We start from the raw sequence: 19,793 nt of genomic DNA, 5'->3' as shown, positions 1-19,793 counted from the left end.
GAGCCGTGATTCACGATTATTATTTTGGGCCTCTTCTAGCTCCATCTTAAAAATTTCACGTGAAAACTCTTCCTCAGGATAATGCCTCATCTTTGTCTGCGAGGTCTTTTTGAACCCTTTTTTTTTCACCGCATCCTGTACAGCAGCTTCTTGATCAGCAACCCGTTGCAGACATTCTGTTTGTAAGTGATTAAATTGTTCTTCGGTTAATTCATAAGAGTAACCATGTAACCCATGACCAAGATCCATGTAACGAACCTCTTCATGGACAAGCCAGCCATGATTACCAAAAAAATCGACATCCAAACCCACGCTTCTTTTTAATCGCGTAAACCAATGATTCCGATCACCCGTAGCAGGAACGCCATAAAAACCCCAAGTATCAAAAACCTCGACTTGCTTTTTCTCTTCATTCAATTTGGATAAAATGAATGCGCCATGCCAAGCAGGATTACCTTCAACAGAACTATCAAACGTACAAAATGTTACCAAGTATGTCATCTCGCTCGCTCCTTAAGTGATTGAATGTCTAATTGAAATCTCAAGTGCAATGGCAATAAACAAAGCTCCATGCTTTTTTATTCCATAATTATTTTGATTAAATGCTATGAATGATGCAAGAAGTTATTTCACAAATGATGATAAAGAAAAAAGCGTTAAGTGTGGTCATTAATTAAAGGTGCGTTTCGAATCAAAAGTTCATAAACTATCGTATCGGATCGCAGCCCTGAGATGCAGTGAAAGCCCGGGCTGAGCTGCTCCCGGGCTATTATGACGTTTTAACGTATCAAATCAACTATACGTACTTGCAGCTTGTGCCTGATTTACTTGCTTATAAACATTTTTTGCCGGTGCAAAATCAGGATATTGCGTCACTAAATGTTGTAAGATCATGCGTGACAAAACTTCATCACCACGATTCCATTCATTCAATGCCTCAAGATATATTAAATTGGCCGTTTCACCCGCAGCAATCGGTACCTGATTCATCACAATTGGCTCAACAAAACTAACACGAGCCTGGGCTTTTGCCTCCATGTGTTGTAATACTTTGCGTGCTTGTAAACTACCATTATCACTCGCTTGCTGTAACAATTGTTTCCCTTTAGAAGGTGAAAGTTCACCTGCAGTGCCCTCTAAGTAGTAAGTAGCCAATTGATATTGCGCATAAGCATTTTGCCGCACCGCTAATTTTTGGTAAAGACTGGCTGCCATTTTAGGATCTTTTGTAACTCCTAAACCGTAATGATACATTCTTGCCAAAGCCAGCATCGCCTTTTCATTACCTTTATCCGCCGCAGCTTGGTAGTACTTAAGCGCCTCAGAAAAATCAAGCTTAGTCGTCACTCCAGTTTCAGAGAGTAAACCCAATTCGTAAAGTGCATTAGAATTACCTAAATCAGCTGCTTTCTTATACCAGAATAAAGCTTTCTGCTCATCACGTGCCTGTCCTAAGCCCATGAAATAAATGCCTCCCAATTGATTCATTGCTTCATGAACATTCTTATTCGCAGCGTCAATAAACAAGCTCTTCGCTTTTTCAAAGTTCACTGGCGTCCCTTTGCCATATAAATACATTAAGGCCAGATTATAAATACCTAAAGGATTCGCTTTCACAGCGGCCTGCTCATAATCTTTTAATGCTTGGGTGTAATTATCATCAACTGTTTCATCAATGAATCCTAAAGCAACAAAAGCTTCAGGCAAAGTTGTCGCCGCTTTTTGGTACCATTGTTTTGCCAAATTATAATCAGGCTCTCCGCCTGCACCAACTTGATAAAATTGCCCTAATAAATATTCAGCCATAGGACTGCCCTGTTCTGCAGAAGCAGTATACCAACGTTGGGCACCGACCATATCTGGCTCAGAGCCTAAACCCTTTTCTTCCATATAGGCCAATTTTAATTGCGCATCGCGATCGCCTTTTTCAGCTAAGCCTTGATAGATTTTCCGTGCTTGCTTCATCTTTTCTGGGTCGTTATTACCAGTTAAATAATAGTCTGCTAATACAATACCTGCATGACTATTGCCTAATTCATACGCATGGGTCAAATCAGGTAGGAAATCCTGATTTGATTGCTGCAGCAAGACAGCCATATTAAAATCAGCATAAGAAAATTTATCATTCACTGATTGCTGTAAGAGTGCCATGCCTTTATCTTTATTTTTTTCAATTCCTTTCCCCTCAGCAGCATAAGTGCCTAAGATAAATTGACTTACCGCGTTTTCGCCAGCTTGTTGGTACCAATGTATTGCTTGTCCTGGATCGGCACTAACGCCAATACCACGATCGTAGAGTAATCCCAATAACAATGCAGCTTTTTCCTCTCCAGCCGCGGCCTGCTCTTTAGCAACAGCAAAGGCTTTTGCCTGTTTTTTAGCATTGCCATCCATGGCATTGTAAAAGGCCAGTGGTAATAAGGCATTTGAAATACCGCGATCTGCGGCACCTTGATACAATTGACGAATCAGAGTAATTTTTTGCTTCTTAGCATCCATGCTCAAACCACTATCATACTGTCGTGCCAAACGATTTGCCAAGTCATATTCAGCAGGGCCATACCCGTTTGCAGCAGCCAAATACAACATCGAATTAGCTTGCTCAGCATCGGCTTTAATGTACTCAGTCCCCTCAGGGCCGGTGATACCTTGTTCGAGAATTCGGGCCAGTACATATTGTGATTTCTTGTTTCCTTTAAAAGCCGCGTCCGTTAAATCATTTAAGGCGAGCTTATAATCCTCTTTGCCTTTAGCATGCAATAAATATAAAATTCCTAAATTATATTCAGCCCCTAAATGCTGTTGTTGTATGGCATTCTGATAAAAAACAATTGCTGAAGCATCATTTTGGGTTACACCGATTCCATATTGAAACATTTGCCCTATTTCAAATTGTGCTTGCGCATCCCCTAGGATTGCGCGGTTATACATTTGATAAAAAACCGACATGATATTTACTTGCCGTTGCCAACCATCCGTCCATAGATCCATGACGCTGGCTTCTTGCGCCCCCTTATCCACATAATTCGCATCAAGATAAGGTACCGGTAAATCATTATGAGCCACCACAAAGCTGTTTATTCTCTCGATGTTGCCAACCTGGGTATTTAAAGGATAAGTAGGATAAATCCATTGATTCACTTGCGAATCCGTATTTTTACTCACTAATGCATCGTAATAGCTGGCGATTGGAATCTCATTAGGTTGCACCAATTCAAATTGTGGTTTAAAAATAAGTTGCCGCGAAATAGTTTTCAATTTTGGTGCTTGATTATACGCATAATCACCTAAAACAGCCGGATTGCCCCAAGCACTAAAGATACCATTCATCTGATAGGCTGTTTGCTCTAATTTATCCGTGGTACCGTTACTTAACCACAATGCAGCTTCTGCAAGGGTTTTATTAGGTGCCTTACTGTCTTCATTGGCTTGATCCTGCCATTGTTTTGCTAAATTAAGATCCGGATCAACACCAGTTCCTTTTTTATAAAACTCGGCTAATTGCCGTTTGCCTTCAGTAGATCCGTTTTGAGCGGCTTTTAAAGCCCACATAAAAGCTGTTTTAGGATCATAAACCAGACTTTTACTGTCTGCATAAACTTCAGCCAAATCCAAATAGGCTGTATTATTATCGGTATTGCCTGCTTTGCTAAACCATTGTAAGGCTTCATCTTTTTGATTTTTCTCTAAGGCAATCTCACCTAATTTCACCATTGCCGGAGCAAAACCCTGGGTTGCTGCTTGATTTAATAACGCCAAACCTTTGCTTTCATCCTTATCAACTAACTTGCCGGCAACATATAAAGCACCCAGTTTGGTTAATGCTTGCGGATTACCATTATTCGCTGATTTGTTTAACCAAATAAGGCCTAGTTTATTGTTCGAAGAATGACGGCTGTCAATGAAATTTTCAGCTAAGGTAAATTGTGCAATTGCATTACCATTTTTTGCTGCATCAATATAATAACGCGTAGCCGTATCAATATTTTTCTTCACCCCAATACCGTACAAGTAGGCTGCAGCCATAAACATCTGGGCATTAACGTCTCCCGCTGCTGCGGCTTGTTTAAACCAGGTAACCGCTTGCAATGGATTTTTTTCATGTAATAAAGAATATTTAGCCATGATTTGTACGGCAGGTAAAAAGCCTTTCTGGGCCGACTGCGTAAAATAACGCAGGGCCAATTGTGTATTTTTTAGCTGACCATAGCCATAAAGATAAATGCGTCCTAAATAATAATCAGCAACTGCATTTTTTCCGGTTTGCGTCATTAAAGGTTTAATGGCCTTATTATAATGTCCTAATCGGTACGCACTGAAATCATCAGCCAAAACCTGTTGGCTGGCTGTTGCAGCGAATAAACAGACCCAAGGTACTAGCGATTTCATGAAAATTCTCCCTCTTTACATGGCAATTCAATCTAAACTCAATGGAAAATCCAATTACTGAATGTAGATTTATACCCCAGGTATTATGCCATAATGCACAACATCATTAACGGCCCCGTTTCTTGAGTTTCCATCTGAAATCCAAAAATTGCCTTTATTATTTAAACCAAATTTTACATGGACGTATTCACATACTTTAACTGTCTCAGCACAATCAATAATTTTGCCATAAGCCCGTTTGCCATCGCCTAAAGTACAAATAAATTTAACCAATGGTTCGCCTGTAGCTAAAGCAGCCCATTGATTAGGGCCAATAGTATGGTTCACTCGCGTGGAATATTCACTGTCTTCATCCCGCATTTGATATAAGCTAACTGTTTGCGGTAGTTTATTATAAAAGAAATATAAGGACTGTAAGGCCCCTTCTTTTCCGGGAAATAAAGACAATACTTTGAGGTGCTGCTGATAACCGACAGGAGTACATCCAATCGGAAATCGCGCTTCATCTTTAGCTGCCTTTTGTTGTGCATCTTCGCTTGTTTTCTTTACCTTCGCTGCCTCAAGCGGGGGCACTGATAGTCCTAGCCAAAGCACCAATGAAATTGAAGTGAATTTTTTTAGAGTATTCATTATATTTTCTCACTATCATTTATTGGGCGTACAATGACAACTGTGCCCATAAAATTATTGCGCTCACTGGATAATTCAACAAAATCATGGTTCAGCCATTTAGCATCGTCAATAAACATGCGCACACAACCATGGCTAGCCCTTATTCCTGGTATATCTGTAGAACCATGCAAGGCAAAACCTTTGTGGAAAAACATGCAATAGGGCATTTTGGCGCCACCCTTACCGATAGGAAACACATCTGAGGTACATTTTTCATTTTCTTTACTAAATACTCTGAAAATACCTGTCAGTGTACGACAGGAACGGTTTGCATCAGGGCAACGATCTCTCCCAGAGGAGATAGGTCCCCATTTCACCAAATTACCTTGGCCATCATAAGCCCCCCAAGCTAATTTATCCTGATCAACAATAATTTCTTTTTGATTTTCATCAGGTATTTTTAGTGGGAAAGGAGCAACATCAAGCATATTGATGTATGCCAAATTTTTTGGCACAGCAATAACCTTACCGACCCATAAAGGATTATAAGTACGATTAATGCGCTGCACTATATCGAGTTGCTGCGGATCAGGAAACATATTCTCCCAATTTTGCCCCGAAGCTACCGTAATGCAATCATACTGTGGATAACCGCATAGACCTGTACCGTAAAACCCTGCATTTGCCACGGCACCCATAAGCATCATCAATGCTGTTAAAAGTATTTTTTTCATATGCCGCCCCCTTCTTCACTAACTTTTATTATTCCATGCAAGATTTATGCTTAAATCTCAAGCTCTTTTTCTAAATTATTATTTTGAGCAGATACAAAATAAGTTTAGTACCAATATAGCTATTTTTGCCAGTGATTTACGTTTAAAAACAAGTAATAAAGTAATTAAAACACGAGGTGATCAAAATATAAGCGAATGCTCTTTATTTGCGCCGAAAATAAGCACTTATTCTGAAGTATTGCATCTTATCCCAAAGAATGTTATCAAATTAATTGACTCAAAAATAATCTGTTTGCTGTTTGTGTAAATCTTAAGCTGCATGTCTCTAGGAGTGAAACATGGGTAAAGAAAAAAAGTATTACACATCATATCAAGCAATGCCGCCTAACTCGCGTTTTTGGGTGCATTCTGAATTGTGCTATACCGAAGCTGAACTAAACTTTAGAGCATGGGTGCTTAAAGCGCGTGCTAATTCAGGGATACATCAAGATTACCTAACTAATCCAAGCTCATGGTTTATTGATGATGATCAGCAGGCATTTATTAATGTCTATCAAAATTCCTGGTTTTTTTCTAATGCCTACAAAACACGTCATGTTTTAACCCGAGATGATTTTTTTGTCCAACCCGTGGATAGCCAACGTTTGCAATGGCCACAGTTATATGACTTGATGCAAAAAACCGGCGATTATTTACTCTTAAGAAACAAAAATTTGCCGGCAGAACATTTAAATCAACCCATGAATTTCATCTTGCTTGATATCAATCACATTCTGAAAGACATAAGCCAAAACCCCAATATAGGGCAAACCCAAGAACAATTAATGCATCTTACTCGTTATATTCGCGCAATTGAGAAAAACACCTCGCCGTTAATCGGTTCTGATAGACTATTTTTAGCTAATTTTCGCAGTATGATCGATGAGGAAATTCACCCGCAACTCACTTATCTGATTGAGTCTCAATTATTAAAAGATAGGCTTGGCGACTTATCAAAAAACATTAAACAGCTCTCTAGCGAACGTAACCGGGTTTTACATTTTGCTCTAAGTAGCAATCAGGTTAATCCACATCCTTACGATTTTACACTTGGCCCACTTGAAAATATAAAAGCCTATCCTAGCCTTGCTGCAAAAAAATGCACGCAAAGCCTTACTGCAGCACAGGTACAATTGGGGCCTTCATTAGCATTGTCAGCAGAGCAATTACGAGCTTGTCCAGACTTTGAACTCATCGCTGCAAATGAGGAGGTTTTAGAAAACTATGCGAAAGCAATCTCTGATTTAAATGAGTTAGCGCAATTCCAACAAATAGTTAATCAAGTCATTGCTTTATTGGGACAAGCTGGTGAAGTTTATACCGTGTATCAATTTAAAGAACAGCTCTTATTGCTGCTCAATCAAATTGATCATTTTATTGATGATTCATTCAAAAATATAGAAGCCATTATCAATGCCAATACACACGCCTATCATCAAGCCATTCATGAAAAGCAAAATTTATCTTTATTAAAAAAATTGTTCTCTTCTAAAAAAGAGAAATTAAATACTTTTATTCGAAATCAGGATATTTTGGCGCAATTTCCATCGACGACGGCAGATCTTGCAAAAACAAACCATGCCTTGAAAAACGATGTCAATCAAATCATTGTTCATTTAAATAAACCAGCAATTAAAAAAACGAGTTTTTCTGCTCTGGCGCAACAAGCCCAAGAATTAAATTCATTGATGAATTCGATGCATATCTGGGTTAAAACTCAATATACGGCCAAAGGACTGGATGCACCCAAGATGCCTGAAATGCTCAGTCCACCATCTCAAGAACCACAGTTCCAACAGAAAGCCGTAGCTGGTGTTAACAATGCCAATACCTCCTTGCTCTCCATACCCGCGACACCACCAGTATGCATCACTTACCACTCAACATGTAAAATACAGCGGCAATTATGTATTTCTAATAAGCTTTATGAACCACCATCCTCACCATTGCCAGTTATTTATTTTATGGGATTCGTTACTTTAGTTCCGATAGCACTTATCATTTATTATTTAGCCTTTAAATTACCTGCACCGATAGAACAAACGAGTTTAGGGGAAAAAACGAGTTTGATAAAGTAAGAATCCAATTAGATGATTTAATTGCTCAAGTAAAAGACGCTAAAAATGAAGATGATGACTATGAGCAAAGTGAGTATGAATACTTTATTGAACGTTATGAGGAATTAAATCATAAAGCAGAAGCGGGTTATTATGAGGTACAAAATTTAAAAGAGCTTTATGATGAAATCAGTTTCTTCTTTCAAGAATATGAACAGCAAGGAGTTGAGAATTTAATGTATTAACACAAATTGGGGCGTTCGAACTAATGCATGCTCACCAATTAATAAGCTAGGTGATAAAACCGAATGGCACTTACTTAAAGAAAATATAGAATCAATTTATTAATGGTTAATTTGTTGGATTAAATTCACCGCGGGGCTCTACAGCCCCGCCAACAACGCGAATAGATCATCACCGCCATTAAGGCTAACGAATTAAATCAGCAACCGTATACTTATCATTGTCGACAATTTTTGCAAGAAGCGTATTTAATTCAAGCGCCATTTGTTTTTTACTTTCGCTGGTTAAGGGGCCATTAATAGACAGTTGATACTCACCCAGCTGGTTTTTTGAAAAATAAACCCATAAGGTTTGATTGCCTACAGGTCTATCCATGCAGTCAAAATGCCCAGGGAATGAATAATCAAGGTTAGCAAAACGCATCTCTAGTGTTTCTTTCGTAAAAAAACTCGGTGTGACACTAAGGAGTACGCGCATGCGATCGGGTTTTTGCAATGGCATCTTTAAATTAAATAATTGATTCAACTTAAATTTCATTAAAATACTTTTTCTATTAGCCAACATTCGACTTAAATACTCAATATAATAATTAATGATGGTTGGCTGCAGCTTGGTTTTTTTAAACTGCTTCCCTAAAGAAAACTTGTTACTGATAAATTCCCAATATTGGCTAAGAGGTAGATGAGCGCCTTTGAGCCCGCTGTTTTTGATAAAATGCGAGCAGCCCTGATAGGATGCTGTTTTTATGAGTTGCTCTTCAATCGCATTAAGGCAATCAAGAAATTGATACTCTTCATTTAAAGTAATATTGATGCGTTTATATTCTGAGAATAAACCAACCACATACTTATATTGGCTACCTGATCTACCGCTATGAATTAAAATAATAGGTATTTTGTTTTGTTGGCTCAACTTATAAAAAACAATTTGGCAGGCAGCAATTAATCCAGTACTGACATTAATATTTTTTTCTTTATGCCACGCAATTAATTTTTTAACTACAGATGCGTCCAAAGGGTAATGAAATAAATTTCTTGGCTGATTTGCCGCATCAGCTAAATGATATTGCTTACCAAAACTCAGCAGTTTAAAACCTTTATTATAAGTCCGCCAAAAATCAATTTTGGCCGCGAGGTTTTTTTCATAATGATTGTTATTTAATTTAACATAATTCAAATAAGAATGACTTTCTGATACTGGTAACAATTTTTTGCCTAAGGTAAGTGCCTCATAGCACAACTTGAATTCGGCAAAGACAATTTCACAGGACGTATCATCAACAATGATATGCGGAATCACAATGTGCACCTCATGCAGATCATTATTGATCTTATAAAGATGCACACGAATCAACGGTTGCTGGTTTATAGGGATAAGGCTCATCATATTTTTATGAAATTCGGCGTTGAGCACGGTCCCCGCTTCACTACTTAAGGAAATGTCATGATAACTTAATTTAAATTGACCTTGTTTTTTTAGTATTTGCGTGGGTATTTTCTCGTTGAAATTTATCCAAAAAGTACTATTATGATTCACCACATAATCAAAGGCTTGATGCACATATTCTTTATTAAGTTTGCCATGTAACTGAATTTGCATACCTATATTAAAACTGTAATGCAGCTTATTAAGAACCCAAAAGATGTATTGAAAATCACACAGCGCAATTGCTTCGGAAATTGGCAGTTCAGCAGGTTGATTCAAGCTCTGACTCGCAATAACCGGTTCATCATGAATAATGGTTTGTAATTCATCCGCAATATTTCTTGAAATTTTATCAATCGTTGGATCATTAATAAAATATTCGATGGATAAATTGAGGCTTGGGCATTGCAATTTATCATGAATACGGTTGCGAATATCCAAAGCCATTAGTGAATCCAAACCTAAGGAGAACAACCCTTGTTGCGCCGTAATAAGATTGGCATCATCGATTTCTAAAACATTCGCCGCAATGCCAACTAAAGCTTGATTAAGCAAGGCCACCCGTTCTTCCTTGCTGCGTTGACGCAGTGTATTTAAAAAGTGCTGATCCGTAGGAATAGTGCTCTTAATTAGCTCAGACAACCATGCTTGCTTTGGTACGTATTTGAAATAAAGTTCCCATTGTATAGGACACAGGGCGATTTGTGGCAATTGACTTGGCAATAAAACATCCAAAATATCGATGCTGTCTTTATCTAGAGGCATAAAACCATGTTGTTGCATCGCTTGCGTCAGCTTTGCGCTCATTCCCATTGCGTTAAATGGCCCCCAGTTGATTGCGATTGCGGGTAAGCCTTGTTCTTGGCGTAAGTAGGCTAATCCATCTAAAAAACCATTGGCTGCGACATAGTTTGCCTGTCCTCGCGCCCCTAACAAAGATGCCGAAGAAGAAAACAACACAAATAGATCCAAGGGAAGAGCTTTAGTTAATTGATGCAGAATCAAAGCACTATCCATTTTTGCGCTTAAGACGCTTTGCATCTCGTCATCACTTAAATTGACGATTAAACCATCATGCACTACACCAGCAAGATGAAATATACCTTTTAGCGGTTTAGAACTGCGATTAATCTCATCAATAAGCTGTTCCATTTGCTGATAATTACTGGCATCGACTGCATAATGCTTGATAAATACTTGTTTTTGTCGTGAATGCTCAATCAGGGCCAAGGTATCTGCAGAACGTTCGGAGCGGCTGGTAATAATAATCCGTTTCACCCCGCGATTACTCAAATAGTCAATTAACCATTTGGCCATCGCCCCTGTGCCACCGGTGATTAGATAACTGGCATCAGGATGAAACAACTTTTCCTCTTGGGTCAAATTAACCGACACTTGTTTTTTCTTCAACCGAGGTATATATAAAGATCCCCTAACTGCCAATTGATTTTCAGTACTGTTGGTAAAGAATAGGTATTTTAAGGCGGCGATCATGACGCTATTGGCATCTAAATCAATGGTGTAGTTTCTCGTGAACTCCAGCTCATTTCTAAAACTTTTCCAAAAAGCGCTCGCCATCGTATGATAAGGATTTACCTGATTATGTTCCCCAATGGCATAAGCATTTTCGGTAACCAGGATAAAACTCTTAGGGCGTGCTTTGAACATCCGTTGACAGAAATGGAATAGCTCATTAAATTGCTCTTGCTCATAGATAAAAACAATGTCCTTATCCTCAAGATTGTCTAACTTGTGGGGAGCGGCGATAAATTGATAATTCAACGCGCCTAATAATTTTCTTACTTTAGTCTCATTTGTGGCAATAACCCACAGCTCCGGTAATTCCAATTGCGTGGATATTTTAGGCAAAATCATATTCCACTTGGTAAGATAAAGATGTTGCATGCTAGATTCATAAGAAATAAAATTATTGCGCGTAACTTTTCTTAATTTCAGCCCTTCAATTTCTGCAATTAACAAACCAGAGTTGTTATACAATTTAATACTAACACTAAGCTCATGCTCATGGATGCTGTGCTGCCTAGTTAAATGCACCCAAAAGTTTCTCGGCGCCTCTTGATAGGTTGTCATCCGCGTAAAGGCATAAGGCACATAAGTGGTATTTTCAACACTATTCATTCCCAGTAATAAAATACTTTGCATCGCACCATCAAGCGTCACTGGGTGATAATAATAGCCCTGTCCATGCGTTGCTTTAGTCAAAGCAACTTGGGATAAGACACTGTCTCCCTTAATATAGCCTTCTTGAAGAACCTGGAATTCCTCGCCATAAAATAATGAGCGTTGTTTAAAATGTTCATAAATTTGCGCAATATCCACGCGCTCACTAAAGAAAGACTTTAGGACATTCAGATCAACCGATTCAGGCACCGCTAGCGGTGCGGCATGCAATTCCATTTCGGAAAATATTTGCCAATTATTGTCCTGTCTTGCAAAGAGATTTACCTTGTATTCACCATCATTTTTTGGTTTTACCTGCAGTTGAAATTCCTGGCCTTGTTTCGGATATAAGGGGCGTTCAATAACAAATTTTTCAAGGCGAAGTGCATTACTCTTAAATATTGCTTTCGCAGCGGCTAAACCAGACTCAATATAAGCTGTAGCGGGAAAAATTACTTTATCAAACACACAATGTTGTTTAATGTAGCTTAGATTGTCTAAATCCAATTTATGTGTGAATAAATACTCATTATTCGGCATGGAAAACATCTGTCCTAAAAGTGGATGCACTTCATCAACAGCGAACTTATGATTATTCTTCTTCTCAGGCCAAAATTCATTACGCTCAAAGGTATAATTAGGTAAGATTACTTTGATAAATTCTTCACTGACCATTTTGTAGAAGGACAGCCAATCGACGTCTTCGCCCTGTAAATAGTCTTGAATCAATGATTGATAGAGCGAATTATTGGGTAAATCAAGTGCCTTATTTTTACCATGCGATGTGGCAAATTGTTGCATTGCTAATAAGCGGCCGGCATCCCGCGCATGTTCTGCTGCAACTGCCAAACGGTAGGTATAATGCGCACGGCACGTGGCGGCGGTAAAGCAAATATCCGCAAAATCATCCTGAGTGCTTTCTAAATATTGTTGATAGCGTTTGGCTAAATTATCTAAGGCGGTCTGCGACTTGGCAGATAAGACTAACACCTGCATGTGCGCTAATTTAGTAGCTCGGTGACCTGTGTTGGCAAGAAACTCTTGCAAGATAATATGGGCATTCGTACCACTAAAACCAAAGGCATTAATCCCTGCATTTTTAAGTTTTGTCCCTGTATCCCAATTGATCGTTTGTAAGGCAATGCGGGCTTCATTTAAATTAATGTTGGGATTTAATTTATGAAAATTTAAATGCTTATAGATTTTCTTCTTTTGTAAGCCAATGACGGTTTTAATCACACTGGCAATGCCTGATGCACTTTCAAGGTGACCAATATTGGTTTTTACAGTACCTAGATATAAGGGATTATCGCGGCCACGTTGTACACCATAAACATGATTAATCGCATTAACCTCGATGGGATCACCTAAAGGTGTTCCCGTACCATGGGCTTCAATGTAACTGATGTCTTTGTTTTCTAAGTCTGTTTGACTTAGAGCCGCCAACATTACCGCTTCCTGACTTTTACCATTAGGAACCGTTAAACCTGCCGATTTTCCATCATTATTAACCGCAGAAGCTTTGATGACCGCTAAAATATTGTCTTTATCCCGTAACGCATCCGCTAAGCGTTTTAGGACTACAACCCCACATCCTTCAGCACGCGCATAACCATCAGCATCGGCATCAAACGTTTTACATTGTCCATCTGGTGATAATGCTTTGGCCTTACACAACGTGATATTAGACTCTGGCATTAATAAGACATTCACGCCACCAGCCAAGGCATAGTCAATTTCATGATTTTTTAAACTTTGGCAGGCGTAATGAATAGCAACCATTGACGAAGAACAGGCGGTATCAATGCTTACTGCAGGCCCTTTTAAATCAAAGGTATAGGCAACTCGCCCCGGTATCAGATTCAATACATTGCCCGTGATGGAATACACGCTCAACTCTTCATTGGAAAAACCCGATTTTTCTAATTGGGCATAGTATTCATTAGGTCCCACCCCGGCAAACACACCGGTTAAACTGCCACGTAATGACTCGGCCGGATAATTTGCATTTTCCAAGGCCTTATAAGAACACTCTAAGAAAATTCGTTGCTGTGGTTCCAGTAATTTGGCTTCGCGTGGACTAATACCAAAAAAATTGGCATCAAAGTATTTAATATTGTCTATTAATCCTAATTTCTTGACGTATGATTTTCCTGGTGCATCCATGTCAGGATCATAATACTTGCTATTGTCCCAACGCTCGAGCGGGATATCGCGCATGCCACTTTCCCCTTTTTCGAGCATGAGCTCAAAGGCAACAAGATCAGGGGCATTCGGCAAGGAACAGCTCATGCCAATAATTGCAATAGCATCCTCTTCATCTTTTGCTCCAGCCGCCAAGGTTGGCTGTTTCATTAATTTTTTATCAAGCTCTGCTTCAATATATTTGGCCAACTTATTAATTGTGGGGTAATCAAAACCGATATTGACCGCAACTTTAAGCGTTGGATCTAATATTTTCTTTAGCTTAGCGGCCATTTCCGTCATCATGAGTGAATCAAAACCAAGCTCAAAAAAGCCTTCGTCTTCATCTAAATCCGCTAATTCCAGAATGTCTTTGCAAAGCTCACTAATTAAGTCCTTACAGGCATCAAAACGTTTATCGGCACTTTGCATCAAATAATCATTAAGCCAGGGGGATAAATTGCTGCTACCAGTACTGGCTGTATGCTCACTGACATGCAGCAAACTCTCAGCTAAATTTGTATAGAATGCAGGTTGTGGCTTAGGCACAAAATCAAGCATAAATTTCAGATATTCTGGCGAGATAATCGTCGCATAATTTAGCTGACTACCAATAAGTACTTTAATAAAAGTTTGGCCTTGTTCATTACTGATTAATGCCTGTCTTAAACTTTGTCCCTGGGCGCGAGCTTTTGCCATCCCTACTTCGCCCCAGGGTCCCCATTGAATCGCCGTGCCAACCAAGCCTAAACGCTGGCGTTCAGCAATTAAAGCATCCACAAAACTATTGGTCGCACTATAGACAGATTCTTTATTACTACCAAATACCGAAGCAATTGACGAATAGACAACAAAAAAATTCAAGTTGCACTGTTGGCTTAGCTCATGTAAATACCAGCCACCTTTTACCTTGGCAGCAAAAACATAATCCACATCCTCATCTTGATGTTCAATTACTGATGCTTTAATACCTGCACCTGCAGCATGAATGATGCCCTTTAACAAACCATCTGCATTTAGCTCTGCAAGCAAATTACGGAGCTTTTCTTTGTCAGTAATATCTAAACTTATCGTGCGAATAATGCGCCCGCTATAGCATGCGCGAATCTTTTTAAGTGCCTCATTGATTGCTGGCGTATCTACATTTCTTGAGGTAAGAATTAACTCTCGTGCCCCTGCTGATAATAATGCTTGTGCACTAACCAAACCTAAACCACCGCAACCGCCTGTAATCAGATAACGGCCTTCGCCATACAATGAGCACTTTTTGTCGACCAGAGTTATTTTTCTTAAACGTGTCACCCAGCGCTTACCCTCACGATAGGCAACCAGATGTTCATAATTTTGCCCATGATTGTGATTAATTTCATCGCGTACCGGCATTAAATCATTAGGCGTGTCTGTTTTTTCCAGATCAATGAGGATGGTTTTAAATTGTGGTAATTCTAAAACTAAAGTTTTGCAAAAACCAATGAGTGGGCTATTACTCAGATTAGGTTCGCCAACAGCAAGCTCGGCGATGGCATTATTGGTAAGGACTATTAATTGTAAGGCAATGGCTTGATGATTTAACACTTTAACCAAACCCAATAATTTCTTTATGAGTTGCTCTTGTAAAGCAACATTAGCCTCAATGTCCATGGACGATGTAGCATCTAAACCTGCAGCAAAAATAATCCCTTCTAACTTGTTTAAGGGATAGTCTTCATCCTCCAAAACAATGGATAAGCCTTGTGCTTTAAAACCAGCCGCCAAGTGTTTGGCGCCAATAAGTAACCACGTAGTCCCTTGCATTTTACGATTATTTTTATCATAAGCTTGACGCTGCCATTGCAGTTGAAAACACCAATCTTTAGGCAGCGGTGCATCTTTGAGTTTGTCTTTCTCATCGAACCACTGCTCTTCACGCGCAAATTCATATAGGGGTAATTTAACTTTGACAAAATGAGTAGCCAATGCGTGATAAAATTCGGACCAAGGGACAATAAACCCAAGTTGATACGCTGCTTGCATTTGTGCCAATGTACTGAATTGTTGTCCGGTCTTATGTTCTTTTTTAACTTGATAAATAATATATTCTTTTTGCGCAATCAATGTTGCCGCTTGTTGGGAGGTACATGCCTTAATTGCCACCCGGTATAAAAAATGGCTGCGACAGATTGCCGCGGTGTAGCATATATCAGCAAATTCATCTGACGTGGTCGCTAAATATTTTTGATAACTTGCCAACATTAATTCCAGTGATGCTTTGCTTTTAGCCGAAATAACGAGGATGGATTCAGCAGGTAAGGTACGGACTTCGTCGGCTCTAGGAGGCGCTTCTTGCAATACAATGTGCGCATTAGCGCCGCTAAAACCAAACGAACTTACACCGGCACTGCGTACATCATGCACTTTAGGCCAGTCTTGCGTAGTTAAAGGAATCACCGTATTGATTAACTCAATCCCTGGATTTAGCTTTTTGAAATTAAGGTGTTTAAATAATTTGTGCTTTTGTAAGCTCAATACCGCTTTGATGACCCCAGCAACTCCTGAAGCACTTTCCGCATGGCCGATATTTGTTTTTACAGAACTGATGTACAGTGGGTGTTCTTTACTGTGCGATTCGCTAAAAATTTTACTAAGCGTATTCGCCTCAATGGGATCGGCTAAAGGCGTCCCGGTGCCATGTGCTTCAATGTAATCAATATCAGCCGGTCTCAGTTTTGCCTTAGCTAAAGCACTACGAATCACCTCTTCTTGCGCCGTACCATTAGGTACCGTAAAACCACCACTTTTGCCATCGCTATTAATTGAACTGCCTTTGATCACCGCTAAAATAGTATCATTATCTTTAAGCGCATCACTGAAACGCTTTAAAACAACTACCCCACAGCCTTCACTGCGCGCATAACCATCAGCATCGGCATCAAACGTTTTACAGCGGCTTTCAGGAGATAACATTCTGGCTTTAGACAGAGTGATATTCGAATCAGGCGTCAACAAAATGTTAACTCCGCCGGCAAGCGCCATAGTACACTCACCTGATTGCAAACTAAGACACGCATTATGAATGGCGGTCATCGAGGAAGAACAGGCGGTGTCGATCGCTTGAATTGGGCCGTGAAAATCAAAAGAATAAGCAACACGACCAGGCAAGGCATTCAACACATTTCCAGTTGCAAAATAGATATTGAGATCATCCAAACTAACCCCAAGCCCCGCAAGTAAACGTGGGTACTCATTGGTACCACAACCCACAAAAACCCCGGTTTTACTGTCTTTAATCGCAGCCAGAGACAGATTAGCATCTTCAATCGCATGATAACTCGTTTCCATGAAAACACGTAACTGCGGGGACATAAGCTTGGCTTCGCGAGGGCTGATATTAAAAAATTCAGCATCAAAATTTTTTACATTATCAATTAAACCAAGTTGTTTAATGTACAGTCGTCCCAAGGCATTTACATCGGGATCATAATATTTCTCATTATCCCAACGGTCTAAGGGAATATCCCGCATACCACTTTCACCACGTTCCAATAAGGATAAAAAAGCCTCAATATTTGGTGCTTGCGGATAGCGACAGCTCATACCGATAATAGCAATTGGCTCTTCATGAAGAACATTAATTGTGGGCTGTCTAGAAACCGGCGCAGGCATCAGCACATGCTGCACGTGCTGTGCCAATTTATCTACAGTTAAGAACGCAAAAGAGGTCATTTTATAACGGTGATCGAACAAATTATAAAGGATGCCATCCAACGCATCCAACAAGGGTTGAGTCAGTCCTAAAGCACCTAAATCTTGATAAACGTCAAGGTGATCTTTTTTTAGCAGAAGTTTTATTTGTTCTGCAATTTTAGCTCTAATGGTTTCTATTTGTTCTTCTGGTGACTGTTGATATAAGGTATCCAGCCAATGGACGTTGGTCTTATTGACGCGTGATTCATGCCAATATGATTGGCGTTCAAAAGGATACAGTGGTAAAGCAACTTGATTGTATTGGGCATCAGTACCCTCAAGACGTAGATTAGCTCCAGCTAAATAAGCAGCATAAATTTTCTGGGCATCATACGCTACTTTTTGGATGTCTTGTTTGCGATCTACTTTTTTTAGCACATAATCTTCTGAGTTAATTTTCTGGATTAATGTTTCTTTATCATTGCCAATAATGGCGCAGCGAAATTTATAATGATCGCGGCAATTGATTAAGGTAGAACAAATATCATGCAAAGAAGCGGGGGATTCTCGCAAATAGTAAGCGAAATTTGCCAACATCTGCTTTAGTGAATAGTCACTCTTTGCGGAAAGAACCATACAATGGGTGGTTTTATTATCAGCAGGGATGGTGATTAAAGGCAGCGTAGGCGCTTCCTCAATGATGGCGCTGACATTCGTCCCGGTAAAACCAAAATTAGATATTTGCACATACCTCTTTTTATGAGCTTGTTTTGTAAAAGCGCGGGTCTCTGTTGGTAACAGAGCCGGAATAGTTTCGGGATGAATCGAACGGTTTGGCGTTGCATAATGTAGATTAGCAGGAATAGTTTCATGCGTTAAGGCACCAATGGCCTTAATGAGTGAAGCCACACCAGATGAGGAAATACCATGTCCCAGGTTACTTTTCAGGGCACCAATTACCAAAGGCTGTTCTGCTGAATGCTGGCCTTGATGCACCTGCTGGATGGCATTAAATTCGACTGAATCGCCAACAACCGTGCCCGTACCATGTGTTTCAATATAATCAATATCACTCGCTGATAAATTAGCTTCAGTTAATACCGCTTGATGCATCGCCATTTGTGCTTTGATGTTTGGCGCAACCAAGATGGTGCCATCATTACCATCCTGATTCATCACCACACTTTTTATCACCGCATAGATATTATTTTTATCCTTGATCGCATCGCTTAAGCGTTTCACCAACACCACGCCACAGCCCTCACTACGCACATAACCATCGGCGTGAATATCAAAACTACTGCATTTATCAGTGGCGGATAACATATTTGCTTTACTAACGCTGATAAAACTTTCCGGACAAAGACTAAGATGGACACCACCAACAAAGGCTAGTGAACATTGCTGATTTCTAAGTGCCGTTACTGCCAGATACAACGCGGCAAATGAAGAAGAACAGGCAGTATCCACCGCCATACAGGGTCCTTTCAAATTAAGAAAGTGACACAATCTTCCAGCCGCAGCACTAACTGCAGAACCAATCACGGTGTAGGCATTAAATTCAATATTGTCTTTATAATTAAGCTGACTGTAATCTTGAGTGGACGTTCCACAAAATACAGCGGTGTCTGAACCATTTAAAGAATCCATGGTTATATTGGCATGATTTAAAGCGCGAATCGCAACCTCTAAAAAGAGACGGTGTTGCGGATCAATTTGTTTGGCTTCAGCGGCAGATATTTTAAAAAAATTAGCATCGAATAAATGTGGATCATTTAAAAATCCACCCTTACGACCAATTATTTTATCCGCTTTCCCTCGATCCACATCGTAATATGCATCGATATCCCAGCGATTTTTAGGAACTTCTCTAATGGGCGTCTGTTTTTGCAGTAACATCTCATAAAAAGTATTCACATCCTCAATATCTGAATCAACACCAGGAAATTGGCAATTCATACCAATAATGGCAATGGGTTCATTAAGAATATTGTTACTGTCTTTTCCTGGGGTTTTCTTTACCACTTATTCTACTCCCACTAAGGCCTAAATCTGGAGGTTTTGCTCACTGTAAAAATTAACATAACAATAATAGGGAAAGTTCGCAATGGCAGGAGAGATCACGAAGCACTTTACGAAAAACCAAGAAGAATTATGTGCAAGCATCTGATTTATAATTATTTTAAATATTGCTATGATGAATTAATACTTCTTAATTCTGTTGATTGCGAAACTGTGTTTTGTTTTATATGCTAGTTCACATAAC

6 protein-coding genes and 1 pseudogene are annotated in these 19,793 nt (G+C 39.5%); 2 read left to right on the top strand and 5 right to left on the bottom strand.

The window, feature by feature from the left end; genetic code table 11:
- From LDG_RS19180 to LDG_RS16095, 4 genes and pseudogenes are all read right to left on the bottom strand, one after another.
- Positions 1-501: pseudogene (locus LDG_RS19180) on the bottom strand (hypothetical protein); the annotation flags it as partial.
- Between the two features lie 291 nt (positions 502-792).
- Positions 793-4,389: a tetratricopeptide repeat protein gene (locus LDG_RS16105; protein WP_006872510.1), complete on the bottom strand. Its 3,597-nt coding sequence runs from the start codon at positions 4,387-4,389 to the stop codon at positions 793-795.
- Between the two features lie 69 nt (positions 4,390-4,458).
- Positions 4,459-5,019 carry a hypothetical protein gene (locus LDG_RS16100; RefSeq protein WP_006872509.1) on the bottom strand — a complete coding sequence of 187 codons (561 nt, stop codon included), beginning with the start codon at positions 5,017-5,019 and terminating at the stop codon, positions 4,459-4,461.
- Positions 5,019-5,735: a L,D-transpeptidase gene (locus tag LDG_RS16095; RefSeq protein ID WP_006872508.1), complete on the bottom strand. Its 717-nt coding sequence runs from the start codon at positions 5,733-5,735 to the stop codon at positions 5,019-5,021. Before LDG_RS16095 ends, LDG_RS16100 begins: the two co-directional genes overlap by 1 nt.
- 46 nt (positions 5,736-5,781) lie before the next feature.
- Here LDG_RS16095 and LDG_RS16090 point away from each other — a divergent pair, with 46 nt between their 5' ends.
- Both LDG_RS16090 and LDG_RS16085 read left to right on the top strand, forming a co-directional pair.
- Positions 5,782-6,042, top strand: coding sequence for a hypothetical protein (locus LDG_RS16090; protein WP_006872507.1), 261 nt, complete (start codon positions 5,782-5,784; stop codon positions 6,040-6,042).
- A 31-nt stretch (positions 6,043-6,073) separates the two neighbouring features.
- The gene (locus LDG_RS16085; RefSeq protein WP_006872506.1) at positions 6,074-7,852 is read left to right on the top strand and encodes a hypothetical protein; all 1,779 of its coding nucleotides are present in this window, start codon (positions 6,074-6,076) and stop codon (positions 7,850-7,852) included.
- Positions 7,853-8,260: 408 nt separating this feature from the next.
- Here the strand turns inward: LDG_RS16085 and LDG_RS16080 are convergent, their stop codons facing one another.
- Positions 8,261-19,552 carry an SDR family NAD(P)-dependent oxidoreductase gene (locus tag LDG_RS16080; protein ID WP_006872505.1) on the bottom strand — a complete coding sequence of 3,764 codons (11,292 nt, stop codon included), beginning with the start codon at positions 19,550-19,552 and terminating at the stop codon, positions 8,261-8,263.
- Positions 19,553-19,793: the final 241 nt, after the last annotated feature.

The organism is Legionella drancourtii LLAP12 (assembly GCF_000162755.2).
GTDB classification, from domain to species: Bacteria; Pseudomonadota; Gammaproteobacteria; order Legionellales; family Legionellaceae; genus Legionella; species Legionella drancourtii.
The sequence above is the reverse complement of the archived record's forward strand: the minus strand, read 5'-3'. Positions and strand labels throughout refer to the sequence as shown.